Origin of the sequence: Bacillus sp. FSL K6-1000 (assembly GCF_038630785.1) — a bacterium.
GTDB classification, from domain to species: domain Bacteria; phylum Bacillota; class Bacilli; order Bacillales; family Bacillaceae; genus Bacillus; species Bacillus safensis.
Genome location: NZ_CP152042.1, coordinates 3,429,348 through 3,453,025 on the forward strand (window position 1 = coordinate 3,429,348; position 23,678 = coordinate 3,453,025).

26 protein-coding genes are annotated in these 23,678 nt (G+C 43.9%); 9 read left to right on the forward strand and 17 right to left on the reverse strand.

What is annotated here, in order from left to right; all coding sequences use genetic code 11:
• Window positions 1–27 precede the first annotated feature (27 nt).
• Genes MHI46_RS17865 through MHI46_RS17885 form a run of 5 tightly spaced genes read left to right on the forward strand, consistent with a single transcriptional unit; the run spans window position 28 to window position 4,745 of the window.
• A complete protein-coding gene (locus tag MHI46_RS17865) occupies window positions 28–630 on the forward strand; it encodes a bacilysin biosynthesis protein BacA (protein ID WP_024423797.1) in 603 nt (200 codons plus the stop codon).
• Between the two features lies 1 nt (window position 631).
• Window positions 632–1,339 carry a cupin domain-containing protein gene (locus tag MHI46_RS17870; protein WP_058838508.1) on the forward strand — a complete coding sequence of 236 codons (708 nt, stop codon included), beginning with the start codon at window positions 632–634 and terminating at the stop codon, window positions 1,337–1,339.
• The gene (locus MHI46_RS17875) at window positions 1,336–2,097 is read left to right on the forward strand and encodes a glucose 1-dehydrogenase (RefSeq protein WP_144489897.1); all 762 of its coding nucleotides are present in this window, start codon (window positions 1,336–1,338) and stop codon (window positions 2,095–2,097) included. Before MHI46_RS17870 ends, MHI46_RS17875 begins: the two co-directional genes overlap by 4 nt.
• A gap of 15 nt (window positions 2,098–2,112) precedes the next feature.
• Window positions 2,113–3,534, forward strand: a complete 1,422-nt coding sequence (locus tag MHI46_RS17880; protein ID WP_144493942.1) for an ATP-grasp domain-containing protein — start codon at window positions 2,113–2,115, stop codon at window positions 3,532–3,534.
• A 17-nt stretch (window positions 3,535–3,551) separates the two neighbouring features.
• Window positions 3,552–4,745 (forward strand): aminotransferase class I/II-fold pyridoxal phosphate-dependent enzyme, encoded by a 1,194-nt coding sequence (locus MHI46_RS17885; protein WP_342502987.1) that lies wholly within the window; start codon window positions 3,552–3,554, stop codon window positions 4,743–4,745.
• 211 nt (window positions 4,746–4,956) lie between these two features.
• Here the strand turns inward: MHI46_RS17885 and MHI46_RS17890 are convergent, their stop codons facing one another.
• From MHI46_RS17890 to MHI46_RS17945, 12 genes are all read right to left on the reverse strand, one after another.
• Window positions 4,957–5,748, reverse strand: a complete 792-nt coding sequence (locus MHI46_RS17890) for an SDR family oxidoreductase (RefSeq protein WP_342502988.1) — start codon at window positions 5,746–5,748, stop codon at window positions 4,957–4,959.
• A gap of 104 nt (window positions 5,749–5,852) precedes the next feature.
• A complete protein-coding gene (locus MHI46_RS17895; RefSeq protein WP_058838504.1) occupies window positions 5,853–6,308 on the reverse strand; it encodes a dTDP-4-dehydrorhamnose 3,5-epimerase family protein in 456 nt (151 codons plus the stop codon).
• Window positions 6,301–7,155, reverse strand: coding sequence for a dTDP-4-dehydrorhamnose reductase (gene rfbD / locus MHI46_RS17900; RefSeq protein WP_342502989.1), 855 nt, complete (start codon window positions 7,153–7,155; stop codon window positions 6,301–6,303). The genes MHI46_RS17895 and rfbD overlap by 8 nt, the downstream gene beginning before the upstream one ends.
• A gap of 3 nt (window positions 7,156–7,158) precedes the next feature.
• Window positions 7,159–8,124, reverse strand: a complete 966-nt coding sequence (gene rfbB, locus MHI46_RS17905; protein ID WP_039182292.1) for a dTDP-glucose 4,6-dehydratase — start codon at window positions 8,122–8,124, stop codon at window positions 7,159–7,161.
• Window positions 8,121–8,861 carry a sugar phosphate nucleotidyltransferase gene (locus MHI46_RS17910; protein ID WP_251180960.1) on the reverse strand — a complete coding sequence of 247 codons (741 nt, stop codon included), beginning with the start codon at window positions 8,859–8,861 and terminating at the stop codon, window positions 8,121–8,123. Before MHI46_RS17910 ends, rfbB begins: the two co-directional genes overlap by 4 nt.
• 2 nt (window positions 8,862–8,863) lie before the next feature.
• Entirely contained in the window at window positions 8,864–9,892 is a 1,029-nt protein-coding gene (locus MHI46_RS17915; protein ID WP_342502990.1) for a glycosyltransferase, read from the reverse strand.
• Window positions 9,889–10,629, reverse strand: a complete 741-nt coding sequence (locus tag MHI46_RS17920; protein WP_330545678.1) for a glycosyltransferase family protein — start codon at window positions 10,627–10,629, stop codon at window positions 9,889–9,891. The genes MHI46_RS17915 and MHI46_RS17920 overlap by 4 nt, the downstream gene beginning before the upstream one ends.
• Window positions 10,622–11,743: an N-acetylneuraminate synthase family protein gene (locus MHI46_RS17925; protein ID WP_342502991.1), complete on the reverse strand. Its 1,122-nt coding sequence runs from the start codon at window positions 11,741–11,743 to the stop codon at window positions 10,622–10,624. Before MHI46_RS17925 ends, MHI46_RS17920 begins: the two co-directional genes overlap by 8 nt.
• A 1-nt stretch (window position 11,744) precedes the next feature.
• Complete coding sequence (locus MHI46_RS17930; RefSeq protein ID WP_342502992.1) at window positions 11,745–12,620, reverse strand: GNAT family N-acetyltransferase; 876 nt, start codon at window positions 12,618–12,620, stop codon at window positions 11,745–11,747.
• Window positions 12,617–13,795, reverse strand: coding sequence for a DegT/DnrJ/EryC1/StrS family aminotransferase (locus tag MHI46_RS17935; protein ID WP_342502993.1), 1,179 nt, complete (start codon window positions 13,793–13,795; stop codon window positions 12,617–12,619). Before MHI46_RS17935 ends, MHI46_RS17930 begins: the two co-directional genes overlap by 4 nt.
• Window positions 13,796–13,816: 21 nt before the next feature.
• Window positions 13,817–15,229 carry a CDP-glycerol glycerophosphotransferase family protein gene (locus MHI46_RS17940; RefSeq protein WP_342502994.1) on the reverse strand — a complete coding sequence of 471 codons (1,413 nt, stop codon included), beginning with the start codon at window positions 15,227–15,229 and terminating at the stop codon, window positions 13,817–13,819.
• A 6-nt stretch (window positions 15,230–15,235) separates the two neighbouring features.
• Window positions 15,236–16,006, reverse strand: coding sequence for a glycosyltransferase family 2 protein (locus tag MHI46_RS17945; protein ID WP_342502995.1), 771 nt, complete (start codon window positions 16,004–16,006; stop codon window positions 15,236–15,238).
• A gap of 184 nt (window positions 16,007–16,190) precedes the next feature.
• On the opposite strand from MHI46_RS17945, the gene MHI46_RS17950 reads away from it, so the two are divergent.
• The 3 genes from MHI46_RS17950 (at window position 16,191) to MHI46_RS17960 (ending at window position 18,338) form a co-directional block, all read left to right on the forward strand.
• Entirely contained in the window at window positions 16,191–16,856 is a 666-nt protein-coding gene (locus MHI46_RS17950; protein ID WP_330545824.1) for a YIP1 family protein, read from the forward strand.
• A 192-nt stretch (window positions 16,857–17,048) separates the two neighbouring features.
• Entirely contained in the window at window positions 17,049–17,591 is a 543-nt protein-coding gene (gerQ, locus tag MHI46_RS17955) for a spore coat protein GerQ (RefSeq protein WP_041087716.1), read from the forward strand.
• Window positions 17,592–17,720: 129 nt separating this feature from the next.
• Complete coding sequence (locus tag MHI46_RS17960) at window positions 17,721–18,338, forward strand: cupin domain-containing protein (protein WP_342502996.1); 618 nt, start codon at window positions 17,721–17,723, stop codon at window positions 18,336–18,338.
• A gap of 42 nt (window positions 18,339–18,380) precedes the next feature.
• On the opposite strand, the gene MHI46_RS17965 is transcribed toward MHI46_RS17960, so the two are convergent.
• The 3 genes from MHI46_RS17965 to MHI46_RS17975 form a co-directional block, all read right to left on the reverse strand.
• Entirely contained in the window at window positions 18,381–18,752 is a 372-nt protein-coding gene (locus tag MHI46_RS17965) for a DUF423 domain-containing protein (RefSeq protein ID WP_025093833.1), read from the reverse strand.
• Window positions 18,753–18,822: 70 nt separating this feature from the next.
• Window positions 18,823–20,130 carry a purine/pyrimidine permease gene (locus MHI46_RS17970; RefSeq protein WP_342502997.1) on the reverse strand — a complete coding sequence of 436 codons (1,308 nt, stop codon included), beginning with the start codon at window positions 20,128–20,130 and terminating at the stop codon, window positions 18,823–18,825.
• Between the two features lie 33 nt (window positions 20,131–20,163).
• Complete coding sequence (locus tag MHI46_RS17975; RefSeq protein WP_039182322.1) at window positions 20,164–20,496, reverse strand: YwdI family protein; 333 nt, start codon at window positions 20,494–20,496, stop codon at window positions 20,164–20,166.
• Between the two features lie 170 nt (window positions 20,497–20,666).
• On the opposite strand from MHI46_RS17975, the gene MHI46_RS17980 reads away from it, so the two are divergent.
• Complete coding sequence (locus MHI46_RS17980) at window positions 20,667–22,025, forward strand: aldehyde dehydrogenase (protein ID WP_342502998.1); 1,359 nt, start codon at window positions 20,667–20,669, stop codon at window positions 22,023–22,025.
• Window positions 22,026–22,058: 33 nt separating this feature from the next.
• On the opposite strand, the gene MHI46_RS17985 is transcribed toward MHI46_RS17980, so the two are convergent.
• Together MHI46_RS17985 and MHI46_RS17990 are read right to left on the reverse strand one after the other, a co-directional pair.
• Window positions 22,059–22,739 (reverse strand): uracil-DNA glycosylase, encoded by a 681-nt coding sequence (locus MHI46_RS17985; RefSeq protein WP_039182328.1) that lies wholly within the window; start codon window positions 22,737–22,739, stop codon window positions 22,059–22,061.
• The gene (locus tag MHI46_RS17990; RefSeq protein ID WP_342502999.1) at window positions 22,736–23,563 is read right to left on the reverse strand and encodes a glycosyltransferase family 2 protein; all 828 of its coding nucleotides are present in this window, start codon (window positions 23,561–23,563) and stop codon (window positions 22,736–22,738) included. The genes MHI46_RS17985 and MHI46_RS17990 overlap by 4 nt, the downstream gene beginning before the upstream one ends.
• Window positions 23,564–23,678 lie beyond the last annotated feature (115 nt).

Genomic DNA, 23,678 nt, shown 5'->3' on the forward strand with positions numbered 1-23,678 from the left:
AAATTTGAAAAAGATTGGATGGTAAACATGATCTTAAAGAATGATGTTTTTCATTTCAAAGAAGAGCCCATCGTTTCACCTAAGATGTTTACAGTCAATACATTAGGCCCTAAGGGGACAAGCAGTGAATATGCAGCAAAACATTTCATCTCTCATTCCACCACTACACTCGGCACTCATACGAAACTATCCCTTTACGACACATTCGAAACTTGCATTGAACATACTCTCTCTAACGCACTCCAATACACTCTCGTTCCACACGCATACGAAGGAATTAAACACTTCTACATGAGACCTGACCTGCAGCTTTTACAAATATTCAGATGTGACACGCCCATGTATGGTTTGGCTGTCAGACCAGATTTCCCCTTTCAAGAACAAATGCTTCACCATTTAAAAATTGTTTCTCATCCTGCACCTGTGAATTTGATTCAATATTTTATTCATCAAAATGCTGAATTTGAGCTTGTCAATTCCACAAGTACAGCCGCACAAAAAGTAAGAGACGGCGAATTTGATTTCGCTTTAACCAATGAGGTGGCTAGAGCTACATACGGCCTCACCTTCATTCGAACATTTAAAAGCATTCCTATGAGCTGGTCTATATTCGGAAAAGGAGAGATGTAACATGACAACTGAACAAAAGGTGCAAGAATTATATTTTCCTCAAGCGAAAAAACGAGAATGGGATAATGGTGTCATCCAATATTCTACTGTCAGAGGCGATACGGAAGTGTTAATTTCACACGTCCCTCCTCACACGATCATCGAACCTCACGAGCATCCAGAAGCACAAATCGGCATCGTATTAAAAGGCGAGCTTCAAATGACGGTCGGCCAATCGACACAAGTGCTCACCCCATTAGAATCAGCCTATATTGCACCACCATTCGTTCCTCACGGCGCATCGAATCTGACAGATGAAGAAGTGATCGCCATTGATATTAAGAGATTAAAAGATGGCGAGGAATATACGGCTCCTCCTACTTATTTCTTAGACATTTTCAAAACGCGTGATTTGCTTCCTGGCATGGAAGTGACTTTTTTTGTTGAGGACTGGATGGAGCTTATGATTGCTAACATTCCGGGAAATGGCGGGGAAATGCCTTTTCATAAGCACCGTAATGAACAAATTGGGATTTGCATTAGCGGTGGATACGATATGACGATTGAAGGCTTTACAGAGAAGATGGAATTTGGCACGACCTACTTCTGTGATCCAAAAGAAGATCACGGCGCCATTAATCCAAAGCCAGAAGCATCAAAGTCTATTAATCTCTTCTTCCCTCCACGCTATAACCGCTTAAAGCCAAAAGCGTCTAAGGTGAAGAAATGAACATTGCCGGAAAAGTCGTCCTGATTACAGGAGGTGCGTCTGGGATTGGGCTTGCCGCCGTCAAGCTTTTCCTTGAACACGGAGCAAAAGTAGCTGTGGCTGATATTAATGAAGATAGCGGTAAACAACTCGTTGAATCATTGCCTCATGAACATGCTGCGTTTTTCAAAACAGATATTACAAATGAGGCTGACTGTCAAAAAACCGTTCAATCCGTGCTGAGCCAATTCGGGACAATTGATGTGTTGATTAACAATGCAGGCATCGAAATTGTCTCACCTATTCACGAGATGACACTGGAAGATTGGAACCACATTCTACAGGTCAACCTGACGGGTGTATTTCTCATGAGTAAGCATACATTGCCGCATATGCTTGAGAAGAAAAGCGGGAGTATTATTAATACTGGATCTGTAGGAGGTCTCGTTGGCTGGCCTGACATTCCTGCATACAACGCAACAAAGGGCGGTGTCATCCAGCTCACCAAATCGATGGCGATTGACTATGCCGCTCATCAAATCAGGGTGAATTGTATCGCCCCAGGCATCATTGATACGCCATTAAATGAAAAATCCTTTTTAGACAATCATTCAGAAAGTCTTGAGGTTGTCAAAAAGGAAAAAGCAAAGGTGAATCCCTTGCTTCGTCTCGGAAAACCTGAAGAAATTGCGGGCGTGATGCTGTTTCTCGCCTCTGATCTATCCAGCTATATGACTGGAAGTGTTGTCACAGCAGATGGCGGATACACCGCTAGATAAAAAGGAGTGCTTTCATTGAGTAAAAAAACCGTACTTGTCATTGCTGACTTAGGAGGGTGCCCGCCCCATATGTTTTATGAAAGCGTGGCGGCATATTATCATATCGTTTCTTATATCCCGAGACCCTTTGCCATTACAAAGGGACACGCTGAGCTAATAGAAAAATACTCCATTGCCGTCATCAAAGATCGCGATTATTTTGAGACACACCCTTCTTTTGAACACCCTGATTCTATTTACTGGGCACATGATGATTATTTGAAATCAGAGGAAGAGGTGGTGGATGACCTAGTCCGTGTGGCTTCCTTTTTCAAAGCTGATGCCATCACCACCAATAATGAATTATTCATTGCACCAATGGCAAAAGCCGCCGAACGGCTGGGGCTGCGCGGCGCTGGGGTAAAAGCAGCTGAAATGGCGCGTGATAAAAGCCAAATGAGAGCTGCATTCAACGCTGCTGGTGTCAAAGCGGTGAAAACTCAGCCTGTCACCACTTTAGCTGATTTCCAGCAAGCTATTGAACATATCGGGACACCGCTTATTTTAAAGCCTACATATTTAGCAAGCTCGATTGGCGTGACCCTTTTTCATGACAGAGCCGGCAGTGATGATCTCTTTTTAAACGTACAGTCCTATTTGCAAACCATTCCCGTCCCAAACGCTGTGACATATGAAGCACCATTTGTCGCTGAAACGTACTTAGAGGGGGCTTACGAGGATTGGTATCAAGAGGGTGGCTATTCTGATTATGTCAGTGTAGAAGGGTTCGTCGTGGAGGGAGAATATATCCCTTTTGTCATACATGACAAGACCCCTCAAATCGGTTTTACAGAAACGGCTCATATTACTCCCTCGATCCTAGACAATGAAGCACAGCAAATCATCATTGAGGCAGCTAAGAAGGCAAATGAAGGGCTGGGACTTGAAAACTGTGCGACCCATACAGAGATCAAGCTCATGAAAAATCGAGAAACAGGACTGATCGAATCCGCAGCTAGATTTGCTGGCTGGAATATGATTCCGAATATCAAAAAAGTGTTTGGTGTGGATATGGCCAAGCTGCTGATCGATGTATTAGTCGATGGAAAAAAAGCGAATCTGCCAAAAGAGCTGCTTTCTGGACATACGCATTATATAGCAGACTGCCATTTATACCCTCAGCATTTCAAAGAAAGCGGACACATACCGGCAGAGGCCACACATATCACCATTGATCATGTCCATATTCCGCAGGATGCTTTAGTTGGAGATACTGTGATCGTCAGTGAATCCGTCCCATCTAAAGGCACCTTTGTGGATCTCTCTTTATTTGAAGCCTTTAATGGCATCGTGTCGCTTGAATTAAAAGGGTCATCCTCACAGGATGTTGCCGCATCCATCCGCAACTTACAAAAGCAAGCTGCCATTCAGTTAATGGATGAATTAGTGAAGGGATAGAAAGAGAGGGTAATGTGGTGAAGATCTTATCATCTAACGTGATTGAACGGCTGCCAGAACAGAAATTTGGAACCGTCTTTGAGAAAATTGCGCATAAAGCACAAAACGGGGCGAACATCATCAACCTTGGGCAGGGAAATCCTGATCTTCCGACTCCTGCACATATCGTAAGCGCGCTTCAAGAGGCAGCAGGCACTTTAGAGTTTCAGCAGTATGCACCTTTTAGAGGCTTCGACTTTTTCAAGCAAGCCATTGCAGATTTCTACAAAAAAGAATTCGAGACTGAGATAGACCCACAGAAAGAAGTGGCCCTTTTCAATGGGGGGAAAACAGGCCTTTATGTCATGAGTCAGTGTCTGCTTGACCCAGGGGACATTGCCATCGTCCCCGATCCAGGATACCCAGAATATCATTCTGGGATCTTGATGGCAGACGCAAAGCCCTACTGCATCAAACTTGAAACGAAAAATGGCTATTTGCCGAATCTCTCTTCAATTGATCCGGAGGTGCTCAAAAAGGCAAAGGTTCTTTTCTTAAATTATCCGAATAACCCAACAGGTGCTGTGGCAAATGATGCATTTTTTGAAGAGGCTGCTGATTTTGCATCAGCTCACGGACTGCATGTCATTCATGATTTTGCCTATGGTTCATTTCATTATGAGCAAAAACCAGTAAGCTTTCTGAATGCTCCTCTTGGAAAAAGTGTAGGAGTAGAATTATATTCTCTATCCAAAACATTTAATATGGCAGGGTGGAGAGTCGCTTTTGCTGTAGGTAATGAGGACATCATCCAAGCCATTAACGCCTTCCAAGATCATGTGTTTGTTAGTATGTATGGCGGATTTCAACAAGCCGCAACCGTCGCCTTGCAAAGTGATGACCGTCACATTCAATCATTAAAAGAGGTCTACCTTGAACGAATTCACTTCTTCATCCGTCAGGCAGAAAAGCAGCTAGGATGGTCCATCGAACGTCCAGCTGGCGCCTTTTATTTATGGGCTCCAATCCCTGATGAGTTTGAACATTCTCATGCATTTGCAGACTATTTACTCGAACATACCGATGTCGTTGTCACGCCCGGGGGGGTGTTTGGAGCACATGGAAAACGTCATGTCCGCATCTCAATGGTTGCTCCAATTGAACAGCTTGCCCTGTTTATCGACCGGCTTCGCATCCTTCCGATTCGCTTTAATCAAAAAACCCGCATCTAGCGGGTTTTTGACAAATGGCTAAAATGGGTCTTGATTTTAGCCATTTGTCTTCTTTTCAGCGTGATAGAAAACCTTTGCAGCCCTAGGAAGGACGAGTACCGGAGCGGAGCGAATTTGACATTCGTAAGCACCGGCACGCAGACCTGACACCAAATGCGAGGGTTTATCTACACGCTGGATCAAAAAACCGCATCTAGCGGTTTTTTTGATGCTATATACTTTTCATCGCTCCACCATCGACAGATATTTGTTGTCCTGTAAGATAGGAGGCTTCCTCTGATGCGATAAAAGCAGCCAATGAAGCCATTTCACTCGCTGAGCCCACTCGTTGCATTGGAATTCCTGACGCTACAGCCTGTACAGCTTCTTCCCGCGATAATACCTGTTTACGCATCATGTTTCCGATAAATTGTTCATACCGATCTGTAGCAATAAATCCCGGGTTTAAACAATTCACTGTGATCCCTGAAGGTGCAAGCTGTGTGGCAGCATTTTTACTAGCATTGATAATCGCTGCATTCATCATGCTGTTCGTAAACATTTGGTCACCAGGTTCCTTCCATAGGTTCCCGACAATTTGAATGATCCGGCCATATTCATGTCGTTTCATCATCGCTACTGCACGCTTCATCGTATCAATGTACGCAATGGCTTTTTGAGAAAATGCTGCCATCATCTGCTCGCTCTCACACGAATCAAAGGTATCTGGCTTTCCCCCCGGAATGTTATTAATCAACACATCCAGTCTGCCAAACTCTTTTTCTATTTCCTCAAAAGCCTCAGCCCTCACCCCTTCATCTGACATGTCGCCACAGAAAATAGCCACCGGCTCCTTTGTTTCTGCCATACGCCCAATGTCCTGCTGCGCTTCTTCTAGTGAGGATTGATTTCTAGAATTGATGATGATCTTTACATTGTCTTGAGCGGCAAGCTTTATGGCGATGGCCTTTCCAATTCCTGTACTTGCTCCTGTTACAAATGCAATTCTTTTAGACAAACTCATCCACATCCCTTTTCTTATCAGCTTCGTACATATACATAAAATGACACATATAGAATGTATTTCAACAAAAAAAGACCTTTCTCCTGCGAAAGGCCCCTCGTTCTCTATTTAAATGTCGTTTCCCAATCAAACCCGATCATTTCGTCATTCCAGGCGATTCGCTTTTCATCTGGGTTTTTCGGGTCATACGATTCTGTTGTGAAATACACAATTTGCAGTGGCGTCTCACCTAATACACGGTAGCCATGCGCGACACCCTTTGGGATAAGAAGCAGCATCGGATTGTCTTCCCCCATATAATACACATCGGTTTGCCCCTTTGTGGGAGAGTCCTCACGCAAATCATATAACACGACCTGTGCATGACCTGCGGGGAAGAACCAAACGTCGTCTTGTTTTTCATGATAATGAAAGGCTTTGATCACGCCTGGAAAGCTTTTCGACCATGACGCCTGACCAAAGCGTTTCAGCATCGGTTCATCATCTCGAATGAGCTCTGCAAAAAAGCCGCGGTCATCACAATGTTTCATGAGTTTTTTCGTTTGAACACCATCAATCATGCTGATGCCATCTCCCTTCTTTCTGCAAGTATTCGTGAAGTGCATCCTTCCAATGCCTCGGCTGCCAGCCTGTGGCTTCAATCGCTTGAAGATCTAAGACAGAATAGGTCGGACGTGGCGTTTGGAAGCCGTACTCTTCCGTGGTAATCGGCTCAATTGTGGCTGACAAGCCGCTTTTCATCACAATTTCTGACGCAAAATCAAACCAGGAACAGCTTTCTCGGTTACTGACATGGTACACGCCTGCCTTCTGATCAAACAAATGAATCAGAGCCTCGGCTACATCCTTTGTATAAGTAGGAGACCCTATCTGATCATTCACAATGCGTAAATGATCCTTCGTTTCAGCAAGCCGAAGAATGGTATTCACAAAATTATGCCCCTCATGTCCGTAAAGCCACGAGGTACGAATGATTTTCACTTCGTCTGATACAAGCTGAATCAATTCCTCACCAAGCTTTTTACTCTTTCCATAAATGGTTTGAGGATCTGCTTGTGCATCGACTTGGTAAGGGGTGTCCGCCTGCCCGTCAAACACATAATCTGTACTGACATGTAACACATCAGCCCCTGCGCGCTTTGCTTCTAATGCTGTATAGTAGGCGCCAATGCCATTCACAAGATACGCCTTTTCGGTTTCTGTTTCACATTGATCAACAGATGTATAGGCTGCTGCACTGACAACAATATCAGGCTGATAGTGTCTCATCGCATGTCTGACCGCTTGCTGGTCTGCGATATTGAGCATGTTCCTCGTTAAGGCAATGACGGTCATGTCTTTTTCCTTGAGCTGCCTGCTCAATTCTTTCCCTAATTGGCCGCCTGCACCGGTGATTAAAACTTTCATCCGTCACCCTTCTTCGCTCTGATCGTATTTGGCTCGATACCAATTGATCGTTTTTTCGATACCCTCTTCAAATGACGTCTCCTGCGTCCAGCCGAGCTCGCCTTTTAGCTTACTGGCATCAATGGCATACCGTCTGTCATGTCCTTTTCGATCTTGAATAAACGCAATTTGATCATGACTGATCCCGAGCTGCGATAAAATTGTTTTGGTCAAATCGAGATTTGTTTTCTCATTGCCGCCGCCAATATTGTATACCTGCCCCGCTGTGCCATTTTCGAGCACCTGCTTCACAGCTCTCGCATGGTCCTCTACATACAGCCAATCGCGAATTTGCTGACCGTCTCCATAAATCGGGATGTTCTCTCCATTGACTGCTTTTCTAATAATGGTCGGGATTAATTTTTCCTCATGCTGATACGGTCCGTAATTGTTGCTGCATCGTGTAATCATCGCGGGTAATTGGTGAGTGTGGATATAGGATTTCACAAGCAGGTCTGAACTCGCCTTGCTTGCTGAATAAGGATTATTCGGTGAAAGTGGTGTTTGTTCTGTGAAAGCAGGATCATCTGGCTCCAAATCTCCATATACTTCGTCTGTTGAAATATGAATGAGCTTTTTCGCCTTTCCTTTTAAGACCGCTTCAAGCATACGATACGTTCCAAGGACATTTGTTTGAATAAAAGGCTCTGCTGATTCAATGCTGCGATCAACATGCGATTCTGCCGCAAAATGAATGATGGCATCATAGACTTCGTCAAATGCTTGATCCAGCTCATGCTGAAGGGTGATATCCCCTTGAATAAAACGAAAATGAGACAACTTTAATAATTCATCCATCTCCTCTGGATGGCTGGCATACGTTAATTTATCAAAAACGGTGAGCCGGACATCTGTATCCTGAAGCAGCAGCTTCACAAAATTCAGTCCGATAAAACCCGCTCCGCCTGTAATTAAATAAGACTTCGTCATTCGGATCCCTCTTTTTTCTTCATCGTTTCAAACATTTTCGCAGATGCTTGGTGGAGAGATTCATGTGTTCCTGCATCAATCCACCACCCTTTTAACATATCATAGGTCAGCTGACTATTTGAGACATACAGATTGTTCACGTCTGTAATCTCTAATTCGCCTCGATCTGACGGTGAGATTCTCTCAATATATTGAAAGACTTCCTGGTCATAAAAATAGATGCCCGTGACGCAGTAAGATGAGCGCGGATACTCCGGCTTTTCCTCTATTGATAAAATCCGTTGGCGCGAGGCATCAATTTCTGCAATGCCAAATCGCTTTGGATCTGCCACTTCTTTCAACAAAACCTTGGCTCCTCTTTCTTGCTGTTGAAAGGCTTCAACAAAAGGGTTTAGTGAATCCTCAAATACATTATCACCAAGCATCAGCACAAACTTCTCCCCTTCTACAAAGGGCTTTGCATAGGATAAACCGTCTGATATTCCAGACGCTTCAGGCTGTACCTGATATACGATGTTCATTCCCAGTTCCTGATCGCTTTCAAGCAGCTTTTGAAACAGCGGGATTTGTTCTTCTTGTGATATGACCATCACATCTAAAATCCCTGCTTCCTTCAATTTGAACAATGACCAATAAATCATTGGATATGGACCAACCGGCAATAAATGTTTATTGAAAATCTTCGTTAAAGGCGCCAGTCGTGATCCCTTTCCTCCTGCTAAAATAACTCCCTTCACATCTACACATCCTTATGTTCTTTTTGGTAATGATTCATGAGGTGTATAAGAATGTTTTTCACTCGTTCAGTTCCTTTTCCATCTATGAGTGTCCGTCCATTGAGATGAATGCTTCTGCGGAGAAAATAGCTGCCGGACAGTCTTTCCACAGCACGCCGAATATCTTTTTCATCCACAAATTCACCTAATCCAAGATGGTGACAGGCTCCCTTTTGCGCAAAACGAGCGGCTGTCACTGCTTGGTGGTCTACTTGTGAAAGGACAATGCTGGGCACTCCGATACAAACTGCCTCGTATAACGTCATCCCGCCAGCCACTATTGCCAGATCGGCTTCCGAGAGACGCGCAAGTAATTGATCTGTATGACGAATGAATTGAATATGCTCAGCCTCTATTTGTTCTTCAATGCGAGAGGCTTTTCCTGTAACCGCTAAAATGTGTAGGTGGTCAGCTTCGAGAAGTGCTGATACAGCCTTTGATAACAATCCACGCGGGTCACTGCCCCCAAGGCTGATGACCACCTTTTTGCATTCTTTTCGAACCTCATATGTGTCTTTTAATCGACTTATCTCTTGATCTAACAATAAATAAGGTGTTCCATCAAAATATGCTGTCCCATCTACTTGCATGTGATTTTCGTCCAGACCGCCATAAATGCCGTTCACGACAGCATCGGCAAGCTGACACGCTTCTGCTCTATTTTCTTCGAATAAAACCAGCCTTGCAGAGCCGGAGCACGCTTTGATCAATCGAAGAAATTGGAGGTCACATTCAAGTACATCAATCAGCAAAAGATCAGGATTCAGCTCTTTTATATCCTTTTCCATCTGAAGGAATGCCTTCGACTCCTGCACTAAATGAACGTGCCAATTTGGACCTGAGAGCATTTCTACACAGATCTGTTCATTTGTATAGAAATATAAGTCGTTTCCTTCTTGAAGCAGTTGATTTGCCAGCCGTTTCATTCTGACAACATGCCCCATTCCTCTTAAAAAACCGCCATACACAACAATCATGATTTTCTTGTTCATTCAGCATCCTTCTGTTTCACAAATTGATTCAATCGAACAATATCGGGATCTTGTTCGCAAATGGTGATGAGTTCAGCCGTAGGCACATCAATGGAGCCGCCAGCTTTCTCTAGTAAACGGGTCGCAAACTCATAATCTTCTTCTGTATCAATCGTGAATCGATAAGCAGGATATGCAAGTTCTTTGGGCGGTGTGAATAATTGCAGATGAAATTGCTCAGGATGCTTTCTGATATAGAGCGTGACATGCTCACGCTCTGGCTGCGTAAGGGGAAAAATGTCGATTTTACTTAAAATCTGTGCGTCGATCATTTCCCCGGAAATACCGAGTGGTGTGCCAGTCGTATACGTGTAATCAGCCTTCTCTTGTCTATGTTTTTCAAGCATTTTCGACAAAAGGGCCGGATCTATAAATGGGTTATCTCCTGTTAAACGCACAATGATTTGCGGTTCAAAATGACGGACAATCTTTGCAAATCGCTGCAATACATCTGTCTCACTGCCACGAAATACTTTATATCCCTTTGAGAGACAATAATGAGCCAGCAGATCATCTTCTGCCTCAACTGTTGTAGCGATCATGAGGTTCTGCGTTTTGTGATTGTAATAATCTGATTGCTTTACTCGTTCAACAATCAGGTCGATCAGCGCCATACCGCCGATCGGTTTCATCACCTTTTGGGGCAGCCTTGTTGAGCCCATTCTCGCCTGTATGACAAAGAGGACATCATTAATCATTTGGCGTCTCCTGCGTGAGTACATCTTTCCACGAAACTCCTGTATGGGCTGGGATATCTCTGACAGCCTTTGCGCCAAGTAAAATCGCCATATACCGCGGATGCAGACCTTGGCTTTTTTGTCCTGGACGTAACACAGCTAGATTTTCTGCGGTCAATGTCTCGCCCTTCGCAATGCCTTTTGTCGTAAAAATGCCTCGATACGCAAATTCACGAATCTTGCCTTCAATAGCTGTTGTCGTTTTATAAGAACTGCCAAGGAGCTCTTCTGGCACTGAATGAGTGTCAGCTTCTTTTAGATGCCGCTGCTTTTCTGCCGCTCGAATATGCTGAACCATTTCCTTCAATTCATCAGGATCAAGAGCAAAGGAATGATCAGCCCCAGGTAACGTTTTATCTACTGTAAAATGCTTTTCAATGATTGCTGCACCAAGCTTCACAGCGGCCACTGGCGCTTCAGTCGGATGCTCACTATGATCAGAAAAGCCAATGACTGCATCGGGAAATGCCGCAGCTAATGTTTGAAGCACTCGCAGATTCGTGTAAGCTCTAGGTGCTGGATACTTTGCTACGCAATGCATGATAGCGACCTGCTGATTTTGTTCGCTTGTAATCGCCTCATATGCTTCATGGACATCTGAAATGGTTGCCCCGGCTGTTGAGAAAATAATGGGCTTTTGAAAAGATGCCGTGTGACGCATAAGCGGCAAATGATTGATTTCATAGGATGCCAGTTTGAAAGCCGGCGGATCAGTCTGATTCAATAGATCCGCAGATTCTTCGTCACACACTGTGCTTAAAAAAATCAGCCCTTTTTCCGCGCAGCGTGACAATAACACCGGGAGCCATTCTGGCGGCAGCTCCATTTTTTCTACTAAAGAAAAAATGGACACCTCTTCTCCCTTGGCTGTTTCATACAAACCCGGTTCCTTTTGATACATCCGATCAGCTTGAAACATTTGAAACTTCACCGCATCGGCACCTGCTTCTTTTGCCACATCAATTAAAGCAAGTGCCTGATCCAGCTTTCCATCATGGTTAATGCCTGCCTCTGCAATGATAAAGACAGGCGCACCATCCCCCACTTTGCGATCTCCGATATAGAAATGCGCCATCTTACCTCTCTCCTTTTTTCGGCCACACATGGTAATACAAGAAGGCATTTTTTGTTCTAAAGCCCAGCTTTTCGTACAGCTGAATCGCGGTTGTGTTATGCATCTGAGTTCCGGCAGACATAAACCGGTGCCCTCTCTCATACGAGGCTTTTATCATCGCCGTAACCAGCTTTTTTCCGATCCCTTTTCCTTGTGTATCTGGTCTAATGGACAATAAATCAAGGATCAGTTCATCGCCCTTTGTTACACCTTGAATCAATCCAATGACTTCACCGTTCACCTTTGCCGCGAGATTGATATCTGCACGTCCGAGCAAATTATTTCTCATCCATTCCTGAAAAAAATGCTGGACGACATTCTGATCTAGAAAAGGATCAAGTGCATACCGGCTTTTCCCAAAAGCCTGATGAGCAAGTGACACCGCCTCATCGTATTCCTTTTCATCTGGCAGACTGATGACCACATCTTCACCTGTTGATGGCATTTCCATTTGAACAGGCGGCGCCTCAAGACGAGTGAGTCCGCCTACATAGTACACATGTGACAGCCTTTGAACGATGCGGTTTTTTTCAAGATCAGACGCTTCGAGACGTAAAAAGAAAAAATCGCATTTTTCTGTTCTCATCCAATTGATGAAACGCTCCATCAATTCTTGAAAAGCTGACGCTGACTCCGCTTCTATAAACTTCACATGAAAAATATGCTGATCAAAAATGCCGCTTTCCCATTTTGACCATTCATATAACAGGACCGCTTTGAGCTGGGCGCCATTAACAAGAGCAAACTGCTTGAATTCGTTCATTTGTTCTGCTTGTTGGCCGTATTTCTCCAGCCATGCCGCCAGCACCTGATCATCGATGGAATGAACGACCTTCATGATGATGCCTTCTGTTCTTTTAAAATAGACAACACCGCTGTGATAACATCCTGCACATCTTCATCTGTCATACTTGGATAGAGCGGCAGTGAGAGCGTCTGCTTGTAGTATGCGAGTGACTCAGAAAAATCCTCTGGTGAATAGTGATATGTTTCTTGATAGTATGGGTGCAAGTGAACAGGGATAAAGTGAACACTCGTGCCGATTTTATATTCCTTTTGCAGCTGATCAATCAGTTCATCACGCGTGATGAATGCTTCTTTTGGATTCACTTGCAGTACATACAAATGCCATGCATGTCTTCCTTCTTGATGCACAGGCGGCAGGATCAGGCCCGCTTCTTTTTGAAAAGCCTGATTGTATTCTTTTGCAATCTGTTCTCTCCGTGCCTGCATGTCATCTAGTCGGCTTAGCTGAACAAGCCCTAACGATGCCTGCACGTCAAACATATTCATTTTATAACCAGGTTCCTCGACCTCGTAATACCACGTTCCTTTTTCTCCATAACGATTCCACGCTCCCTTGCTCATCCCATGAAGCGCTAGTCGTCTAATTCGAGCCGCAAGCGCATCATCATTTGTTGTCAGCATGCCGCCTTCACCAGTCGCTAGGTTTTTCGTTGCATAAAAGCTAAAAGCGGTCGCATCACCAATCGATCCAACGGGCTGACCATGGTACGTTGTGTAAAGAGCATGGGCAGCATCTTCAAGTACAAATAGATCATACTTTTTGGCAATCGCTAAAATCCGGTCCATATCGCACGATTGACCAGCAAAGTGAACAGGGACAATTGCTTTTGTATGTGGTGTTATGGCCGCTTCTATTTTCTCTGCATCCAGATTGAGTGTTGCTGGATCAATATCGACAAATACAGGCGCTGCTCCCGTATGGATGATTGTATTTGCTGTTGCGCAGAATGTCAGAGGTGTTGTAATCACCTCATCCCCAGCCCCAATCCCTCTTGCCTTTAACGCTAAAAATAAAGCAGCCGTACATGAATTGACTGCGATCGCATGTTTTGCACCGGTCAGCTGCTGAAATTCTTCTTCAAACTGTCTTACTTTTGGTCCAGTTGACAGCCAGCCGGACTTTAATGTTCCGATGACTTCATCGATTTCTTCCTGTTCAATGAAAGGCAGAGCATAAGGAAGAAATTGTGCTCTCTTTTTTCCCATATCGCTTGCACACCCCTATCTTCATCTCTGAAAATCCACACCAGTTTTTGTTTTGAGCAGAGAAAGCAGAACATCGGTAGATCGCGCATGCGGATAGTGTTGTTTAATGAACTGAGCTCCTTGCTGCTTTGCCAGCTTCATCTCTTGTTCATCCGACAAAATACGAATGGCTTTCTCAGCTAGTTCAACAGGGTTTTCCATATGATAGCTGCCAAGCGACTCGTAATATGGGTATCTTCTGCCTTCTGTCATTTTCCCGATCAGCACACTCTTTTCAAAAAGCATGGCTTCAAGACCAACTGTTGATGTGAGCGTAATCACGATATCCACATATGGCAGCAGGTCATACAGGTCAATTTCTTTTTTAATCAATTTCACATGATTTCCCGCTCGTTCAATAGACACATAGTCGTTTAATCGATTTCGAGCAATTTCCCAAGGATGCGGCTTCATGATCAGCTGAATGTCTTTCCGTTTGGCAATCGTTTTAAGAACATCACCATAGAAGGCTTCAGAAAACGGCTGCGTTGCCACAAGCACGGTCTTTTTAGCCGGACTGAAGTTCAATTTACGATAAATGAGATCCTGTTGAAGCGGTGTTCGCTCCTTCACCAAATCAAACCTCGGATGACCTGTGATTTCCACCTGTTCCGGCTGACAGCCTTTGTCTACATACCAGTCCTTTTCATACTTTCCAAACACCCCATGGCAAGTCGTGAAAATCGGTAAAAAGGCTTCGTCTCCCATAAGCGCGCCGTGCTGAAGACAGATACTCGTCAGCTGGCGTTTCACTGTTTGCAAAGCGAGTACACGGCTGTAAGCATCCTCCGTCGTTCCAACAATAACAGCTGCAATCGGCTGCATTTGAAACAGCACTTCTATCTGGTCAATGACATCTATAAATTGCACAATATCCTTCCGCAATTTTTCTCTAAAAAAGACATTGCCAAAGACAGGGTGGTGAGCGTAAGGTTTAAGGAGAGCATTTGCTTTTTCAATATATTCAGCGTGGGCTTCTTTATTAACCTCTCCGGTTAATTCCGGCTTACTGATAACAGGTAATCCGAAATAATCTGCCTTCTTCCAGCGAGCAAGCACCACCGTTTGGTTTGGATGGAACCGCTTGTAATTTTGTTCAGTAAAACGCAGGTGTTCAAAGTGAAGCAATACCTTTCCATTCGCCGGACGATAAGCGATACGCTTGATCTGCTGCTTATGCTGATCAAAAAATGGCTGAATCTCTTCCGGTAATGGACAATCGGTTGTCAGTTCTTGACCAAATGCTTCATCTTCCATGCGTTCCCTCACTTCAGGACTGATATATTGATAAAAATTGCTGATCAACCCAAGAGGAATTTCCTTGTAGGACAAATCTTTCATCAGATTCACATACTCAAAGTACACCTGCCAATAATGATGAATATAGTGCGACATTTCAGGTCACCTCCCATATTTTTGTTTTAATATACTGCGGAGATCCCAGCAGGTAGACTGCTCGGGAAGTGCATGAATAAAGGCACTTTTCTCTTCTGCTGCCAGCTGATAATGAATCGACTGTTCTGTGATGTAATTTGTATCTAATATTTCTTCAAAGGGATAAAACGGATAAAAATGATTTAATCGAAAAAAGAAGCGGGCATCCCCTATTCGATAAAAATGCGGACTCTCGTCCCAGTAGGACCCAAATTCATCATGAATTTTTGATAAGATGGATGCACGATGCACGACAGAGCAATGATCTATGGCGCAGGGAGCATTCCATTGCACTGTTTGCGCCGGCCGAATCATTTCCTTCACTGGCTCTTTTTTGCTATTTAAATAGATAACTTTAGAACTAGAATAGACAATATCTTTATCTGGATGGGCATCTAGATAATGAGTGAGCTTCTCTAAACGGTCCGGGGCATAGACATTGTCATCTGTGGCATAGGAAATATACTCGCCCTTTGCCAGTTCTAATGCTTGATTAATCAGCACGGCATAGCGAGTTTTCGCTGTTCTCTCTTCCAATGTTTTGACACCGCTTTGGATAAAGTGAACGCGTGGATCTTTGCGAAACGGTTCAATAGCAGCAAGGGTTTTTTCGTTTGATCCATCATCCATGATAAAAAGTTCAAAGTCTGACAGCGTCTGCTTCAGGACCGCTTCAATCGATCTGCCGACGTAAGCCGCCTTGTTGTAGCTCGTCATAATGACAGTTACTTTTGTCAAAATTATCACCTCGGTCTCTTTCAAACTATGTTTATCATATGTGTCTCCTCTTAAAGAGACTGTAGAGTGACCTATTTTTTATAAAATTGTATTTTTTTATTGATCTTTCTTTGAAAAACGTGAACTTTTTGGTAATATAAGTAATCATTTATGTGTATTAAAGGAGTAAAGAACATTGGAAGCTATGAAGAATGATCACTCCCAAGAAGAGGAAGTAAAAGGATTTTTTCGATTTTTTAAAATTTTCGTCGCGACAAAAACGATTATTCGCTCATATCGACATTCCAATATCCCAATTTGGCTGATGATGCTCCTTGCAAGTATTGCCGGTACGGGCTGGATCTACGAAGGGTATTTTAGCGAGTATATGGGCAATCATATTCCATTCCCTTTTATTCTGTTACAAGGAGCGGGATATGGTATTTTGGCAGGCAATATAATTCTATTTTTCGGTGTCCTCATCATCAAGTGGTTAGGGCGTCTCTTTTTCGGCTGTCAAACGGCGTATCGAGATATACTCAAGGCCTGCACACTGACGGTCTTTTTCCCTTCTGCTTTATTTGCACTTACTTGGATTTCCACTGTTGGGATGCTCGGTCCGTATACGTTTGTTAAAATCACACCATATTTAGATCAGCATTATGAAGTATGGTATTATATCGATCTTTTAACTCTTACGGATGTATATGCAAAGACGTGGATATTTGGAATGGCTGTTTTAGGCATTGTCGCTGTGATGAAGCTCAGATTATGGCAAGCCTTCATCATTGTGATCACACCGCCCGCCGCGTTTTTTCTCATCGTGACATTTTTATTTGATGTTCAGCACGCTGTAAACTGGATCATGTAAAAAGGACGAGTACCGATAGAATACGAAGATTTTTCTCCACTTTAGGAACTGTAGAGCAGTTCCTTTTTTTCGTTCAATGTACATATTCTCCCCTCCTGTCTCATAGTGTGAAAGAGAGAAAGAATGCTATGGAAACAACAGGCGCCTAAACGCCTTCTGTTTAGAACACCATGAGGAAAGAGGAGGAACGTTATGAAATTGAAAAATCAATTTGGGCAAGGTTCGGGTTTCGAAGGTCAAGATTTCCGCCAGCAACAATATGGAGCAAATCCGTATCCTGCGCAGCAGATGGGTTATTCAGTCCCTCCCCAAACGCAGGGTCAAATGCAAGGACAAATGCAGCAGGGGTTTTCACCAATGCCGTCTACCGGCACTTCACAAGGAGGCCAAGGAACGCAAGGCGGCGGTCAGCCATATCAAATTCCTTCTGGACCGATTTATCAGCAAAATGTCACCGGACAGCTGCCTCTTGAGCAGTCCTATATTGAAAATATTTTACGATTGAACCGCGGCAAGGTAGCCACGATTTATATGACGTTTGAGGCGAGTAAAGAATGGAATTCGAAGATTTTTAGAGGCGTCATTGAAGCTGCAGGACGTGACCACATTATCATTAGTGATAACAAGACAGGAACACGATACTTACTATTAACAATCTATCTTGATTACATTACATTTGATGGAGAAATTCAGTACGACTATCCATATTCGATGTCAACATATTCTCCGAGATAACGACATACATGGCAAAAGCAAGGCTCAGGTGCCCTTGCTTTTTTCTTTTGTCTAGGTTTTTGTCACACCTCTGGGGCGCGGCTCATAAGATGCCTAGGAGTTTTTATCAAAAGCCTAGAGGTGACATCAATGACTGTTGAACTGGATTATACATCACCAAATGTGAAATTTTCATACGATCTGAATCAAAGCCCCCTTGTGAAATACGATCAGCATAACCTGATTAATGTGTTAGGAAAAAAACAATTAAACTCATTGGATCAAGTGTCCCTGCTGGATATATATTTGAGTAAAAGCAAAGTCGTAGAGCCTCATTATCATCAAAATGCCGCAGAGCTTGTTTATTGTATAGCCGGTTCTGCTGCCGTATCGATGCTGAATCCATTTACAAAAAAACTGCACACCTACACCATTACACCTGGACAGGTGGCAAACGTGCCTCAAGGCTGGTGGCACTATGAAGTCGCTCTTCAAGACAGAACTCATTTGTTAGCCATTTTTAACGCATCTACACCTGAAGTGATCTTAGGCTCAGACCTTCTCACCCTCACCCCTTCTCACATCATGGCCCATACTTATTGCATGAACGAAACACAGTGGAAGCAGGCGATAAAGCCGGTGAAACCAAGTGTGTTTATCGGACCATTTTGCCACCGGGAAGAAGAGTCTCAAACGCATCCTGTCCCTCCATCTCACTACGTCCCTTATTATCAAGCACCGCCCAATTATACTCCTTACTGGAGTTAAGAAAAAAAACCGATGCCCCTATGAGAGCATCGGTTTTTTACCTTATAAATTTTTTGCTGCTGCAATGACAAGCATGATCCAAGATGCGATAAATGCTACTCCACCAATAGGGGTAATGGCACCTAGAATCTTCACCTGAGTCAATGCCAGCACATAAAGACTTCCTGAGAAGAAAAGGATGCCTGCAAGCATCACCCAGCCAGCAGCAGGAACCAAGGAGACACCTGACAGCTTATCTGCAAGAAAAGCGACAACAAATAAGCCAATAGCATGGAACATCTGATATTGAACACCTTTATTCCATATTTCTATATATTTTTCAGGGATTTTCCCTTCTAGACCGTGTGCACCGAAGGCTCCAAGGCCTACAGCAAGCATGGCGTTAATGGCACCTAAAATGAAAAATAGTTTCATTCGTCATTCTCCTTATCTCATCAATTATGTTTATCATAGCGCGGGTGAAGGGCGACATTCAACTTTCCATTTACGTTGACACGAGATTGTCGGATTTCTTTTTCTTTCGTAACAAGACCTGATCGACAACAATCGCAATGAGCGTGCCTAGAACAAGACCGTTGCTTAATAATGAAATGAGCACAGGATGCATGCCTTTCAAGGCCCCCTGAGGCACAAACATCGCCCCTACGCCTGCTAAAACGGCAATCCCAAGGACAAAGCGAATCCGCGGAATGTCTTCTTTCTCATATTGATCAAACTCTGACATCGCAATCCCAATCATAGAAGAGAAGACCACAAAGTTTACAGCAAGCCCCACAGGTGATGGCAATGCAGAGAAAAAGCTCATGAGCAGCGGAAACAAACTAATGAGAACAATAAGCAGACTTCCTATGAAAAAAGGCTTTCTCGAAGGAATTTTGGTTGTCTGGATAAATCCTGCTGCCCCCGAAATAGGTACAGGCGCAATCGCACCGATCAGCCCGCTTAGTAAATGACCAAATGCTGCGACAAAACCGGCAGGACGTGCTCTCTTCCGCTCACGCAGTTCACCAAATGCCTTCACTGAGCTTTCCACAATTCGAATACTTGCCAGCATGTTCACAATGAGTAAAATCGTTATAAAAAAGGACGTGACAAGCAATCCGCTGTCAAAGACCGGCATACCGAATGGAAACAGCTTCGGAAACTCGATGATTTGTTCTGGAATTCGAACCGGCTTCGCCAATCCGAGTAGAGCGAATAACAGCCATCCGCCTGCAAGTGCGAATAACACAGAAAACTGCCTCAAGTAATGCCATTTTGAGCGGCTGATCATGAAGGTGAGGATAATAATCAAGATCGATAAGCAAAAGACAAGCCCGTCTACTTGATTTCCTCGATAGCCGATCCCCATCAGCCCTTTCATGATTGGCTGACTTAGCTGCACAACAAGCAGCAGCAGGTAAATGCCTGTGACGACTGGCGTAAATAAAGACGCGAGCCAATTGATGATTTTAAATAGACTAAAAATAAAAAAGAAAATAGCACTAAAAATTAAAGCCCCTTGTAATGCTTGCAAAGTTTCAGGATACGTCGCAAAGATTGTTCCTGTCATGCCGGCATAAAGGGTATACACACCCCACCAAAGCCCTGCTGGACTTTCATTGATCGGCAGCATATGGCCGCATAAACACTGCACCATCGCCACAAGACCAAGTGAAAAGAAAGTACTTTGAATCAGCTCTGCCGATTGTACTTGGTTCAATTCAAATGCTTGTGCAATCGCAATTGGTACGGCAATAGAAGCTGCGATAAAAAATGCCATCCACTGAATGGCGCCCAAAAATAGTTTCAAACCGATCACCTTCCCTTTGTCGTGACAAGACCATTAAAAATCAAAAATAGAGTCGCCGTTCCCGTCCTTCTCTTTTTGACCCTCATCATTTTGCTGAAATTTCTTCGCGCCACTTGTGCCCATGAGTTTCTCCAGCATGGCTTGATCTGTAGACACAGATGGCGCTGATGGTGTATGTATCGATGGAGGTGGTGAGATGACCGGCGACTGCGGCATTTGCACCTGTGATGGTGCGTCGAGAATGACATCACATAGCGAAGAAATCGCCGCCACTTGACGTTTCACCTCTTCATCATTTCCACTTTGTTTTGCTTTTTGAACCGCTTCCTCCATTTTTTGAAGCAGGCTTGATATATGAATATTCAAGGGTAGACCCTCCAATCTAAAAAAATCTCTTTTCAACATTATTTTACCAAATGAACAAACCAAATGGGTTCATTTTTTCAAAGCAGTGCGCTCACGACTCTCTTATTTGACCCGTCACCATCATTCACACATAATAAAAGAAACAAAATCGTCTATGAAAGGATTAAATCATGAACAAGCTCACAGCTCTATTTCAGAAACAAAAAGTCTTTCAGAAGCCGGCAGTTAAAGAACGCATCCGCATTCTTCAAGACTTAAAAGCAGCAATCAAACAGCATGAAAAGGATATTTTACAGGCCTTAGCCCATGATTTGCTTAAATCCGAACAGGAAGCCTATACAACAGAGATCGGGATGGTGTATGAAGAAATCAATCATACCATCAAGCACCTTCACAAATGGGCGAAGCCAACACGCGCGAAAACACCGCTGACTCATATCGGATCGAAAAGCATGATCATCAAGGAGCCCTATGGAAGTGTGCTCATCATTGCCCCTTGGAACTATCCTTTCCAATTGGCCCTTTCTCCATTAGTCGGCGCGATTTCTGCGGGAAATGCCGTGATCTTAAAACCGTCTGAGCTGACCCCGGCAGTCTCACAAGTGATCAGCACTATCATCAAACGTGTATTTCAAGAAGACCATGCGGCTGTTGTAGAGGGCGGTGTCGATGTTAGTACAGAGCTGCTGAAGCTGCCCTTTGATTATATCTTCTTTACCGGAAGTGTGGCAGTCGGCAAAGTCGTCATGGAAGCCGCCGCAAAGCATTTGACCCCTGTCACACTTGAGCTTGGCGGAAAAAGCCCTTGCATCGTCATGCCTGATACCGACATCAAGCTAGCAGCGAAGCGGATCACCTTTGGAAAATTCACCAATGCAGGGCAAACCTGCATTGCACCAGACTATTTGCTTGTTCATGAATCCATCAAAGAGGAACTTCTGCGAGAAATGACGGCCTGTATCCGTGACTTTTATGGTGAACATCCCGAAACGCATCCGCACTTCGGAAAAAATGTCAGTCAGCGTCATTTTGACAGGCTTTCACAATTTCTCTCAAATGGAACGATCGTCACAGGTGGACAGCGCAATGAACAGGAGCTTAAAATCGCTCCGACCATTTTAGACGACATCACTTGGGAAGATCCCGTCATGCAGGAGGAAATTTTCGGGCCAATCCTGCCTGTCATGACCTTTGATTCTCTGCATGAGGCAGCCCATATGATCAAAGCAAGGCCAAAGCCGCTGGCGCTTTACTTATTTACAACAAATAAAGACACAGAATCGTATATTCTAGAAAACCTCTCATTTGGCGGAGGATGTATCAATGACACGCTTATGCATGTCGCTACACCTTACCTGCCATTCGGAGGCGTCGGCGAAAGCGGCATGGGACGATATCACGGGAAGGAAAGCTTCTTTACTTTTACGCATGAAAAAAGCGTCCTGCGTCAAACGAACCGCTTCGATTTTTCCTTCCGTTATCCAAATGCGAAAAACGGACTCGACTTGGTCCGCAAATTTTTAAAATAAACAGGACGAAGGGGCTCTCCCCTCGTCCTATTTTCATTCAATATCCTTGATACACCAATTGATTTCTTCGAATCCCATTTGCTTTAAATACGTGTTTACCTTTGAAAACGGCCGGCTGCCAAAAAAGCCGTTTCTTGCAGAAAAAGGACTTGGATGAGGTGACTCAATGATGTAATGCTTGTTTTGATCAATGCGTTCTTTCTTATTTTGAGCATGTCTTCCCCATAACACAAAAACGACGGGCTGATCACGTTCATTCAGCACATCAATCACGCGGTCTGTCACACGTTCCCAGCCCTTGCCTTTATGCGAATTCGCCTCTCCCTTCCTCACAGTCAGCACAGTGTTTAAGAGCAGCACACCCTGCTCTGCCCAGCTAACAAGTGAGCCGTGGTTTGGAACAGGGCAGCCAAGATCATCCTTTAGCTCTTGAAAAATATTTCTCAAAGATGGCGGGTGTTTGACGCCCGGCTGAACAGAAAAGCTTAATCCATGTGCCTGTCCTGGGCCATGATAAGGGTCTTGTCCTAAAATCACCACTTTGACCTTTTCATATGACGTCAAATGAAGGGCACGATACACGTCATCTGGTTTTGGAAAAACGGTCTGCGTGCGATATTCTTCCTTCATCCATTCACGTAATTCCTGATAATACGGCTGTTCAAATTCACTTTTCATCACAGCCCACCAGCTATCATTTAAAAATGGCTTCATTGTGGTTTTCCTCCTTCTACTTGCTGCGCTAGTCTGGAGATCATCGGTTTTCCATCCCACACAATCTCACTCTCTGATTCTCGCTTTTTCATCGCTGGTTCTTCTAATAATATAGCAAAGTTCGCTGTTGGCAGGTCGCCTAAATCATGCTTTTCACTTAAATCATCTAGGTAGTTCTTCCTTGTTTCACCAAGATCACTAGACTGATTTCCACCGCCGTCAAAAAACGCATAGATCACGCTGGCAGCCGGTACTCGTTTGACTCGGGCATGCTGTGATACACGCAAAAAGAAGTCCCAGTCCCAATAATGATGCATCGCTGGATCAAAATAGCCAATCTCATCGTGTATAGAGCGTTTGTACATACTGCCGGAAGGAACATATGTAGAAAAGACACGCATATCCTCAATGTCCGCTGTATAAGCAAACAAACGTCTCGACAACGGGAAACGGGTCGCGCCTTTTTCTTCAAATGACACAATTTCTGCATCAGAAAAGACAAAATCGGCATTTTCCAGCGCCTTGCTCATGCGTTCGATATGACAAGGTGTGAAGTAATCATCGTCGTCACTCAGCATGATTATGTCGCCTGTCAGCTCCCGAACCCCCACATTTCTGGCATTCACATGCTGGACATTCTCATCTAAATGAATCAAGCGGATCGGAAGCTCAGGGTAAAGTTCCTGAATGATGTCGACTCGCTCTCCTGCATCATTGACGACGACAATTTCAAAAGGCTGTACGGTTTGTCTTGAAATGGATTCAAGCAGCTCACACAGTGCGCTGAGCCGGTTATGTGTCACAATTAATAAGGAAATCTTCATATGCAGCTTACTCCTTTAATAGATTCGTCTTTTTCCATTAAAACATAAATTGGCTTTCTTCTCATGATATAAAAGGCGGTTTGATTTGACGGGAAAATGGGAATTTTTGATGAAA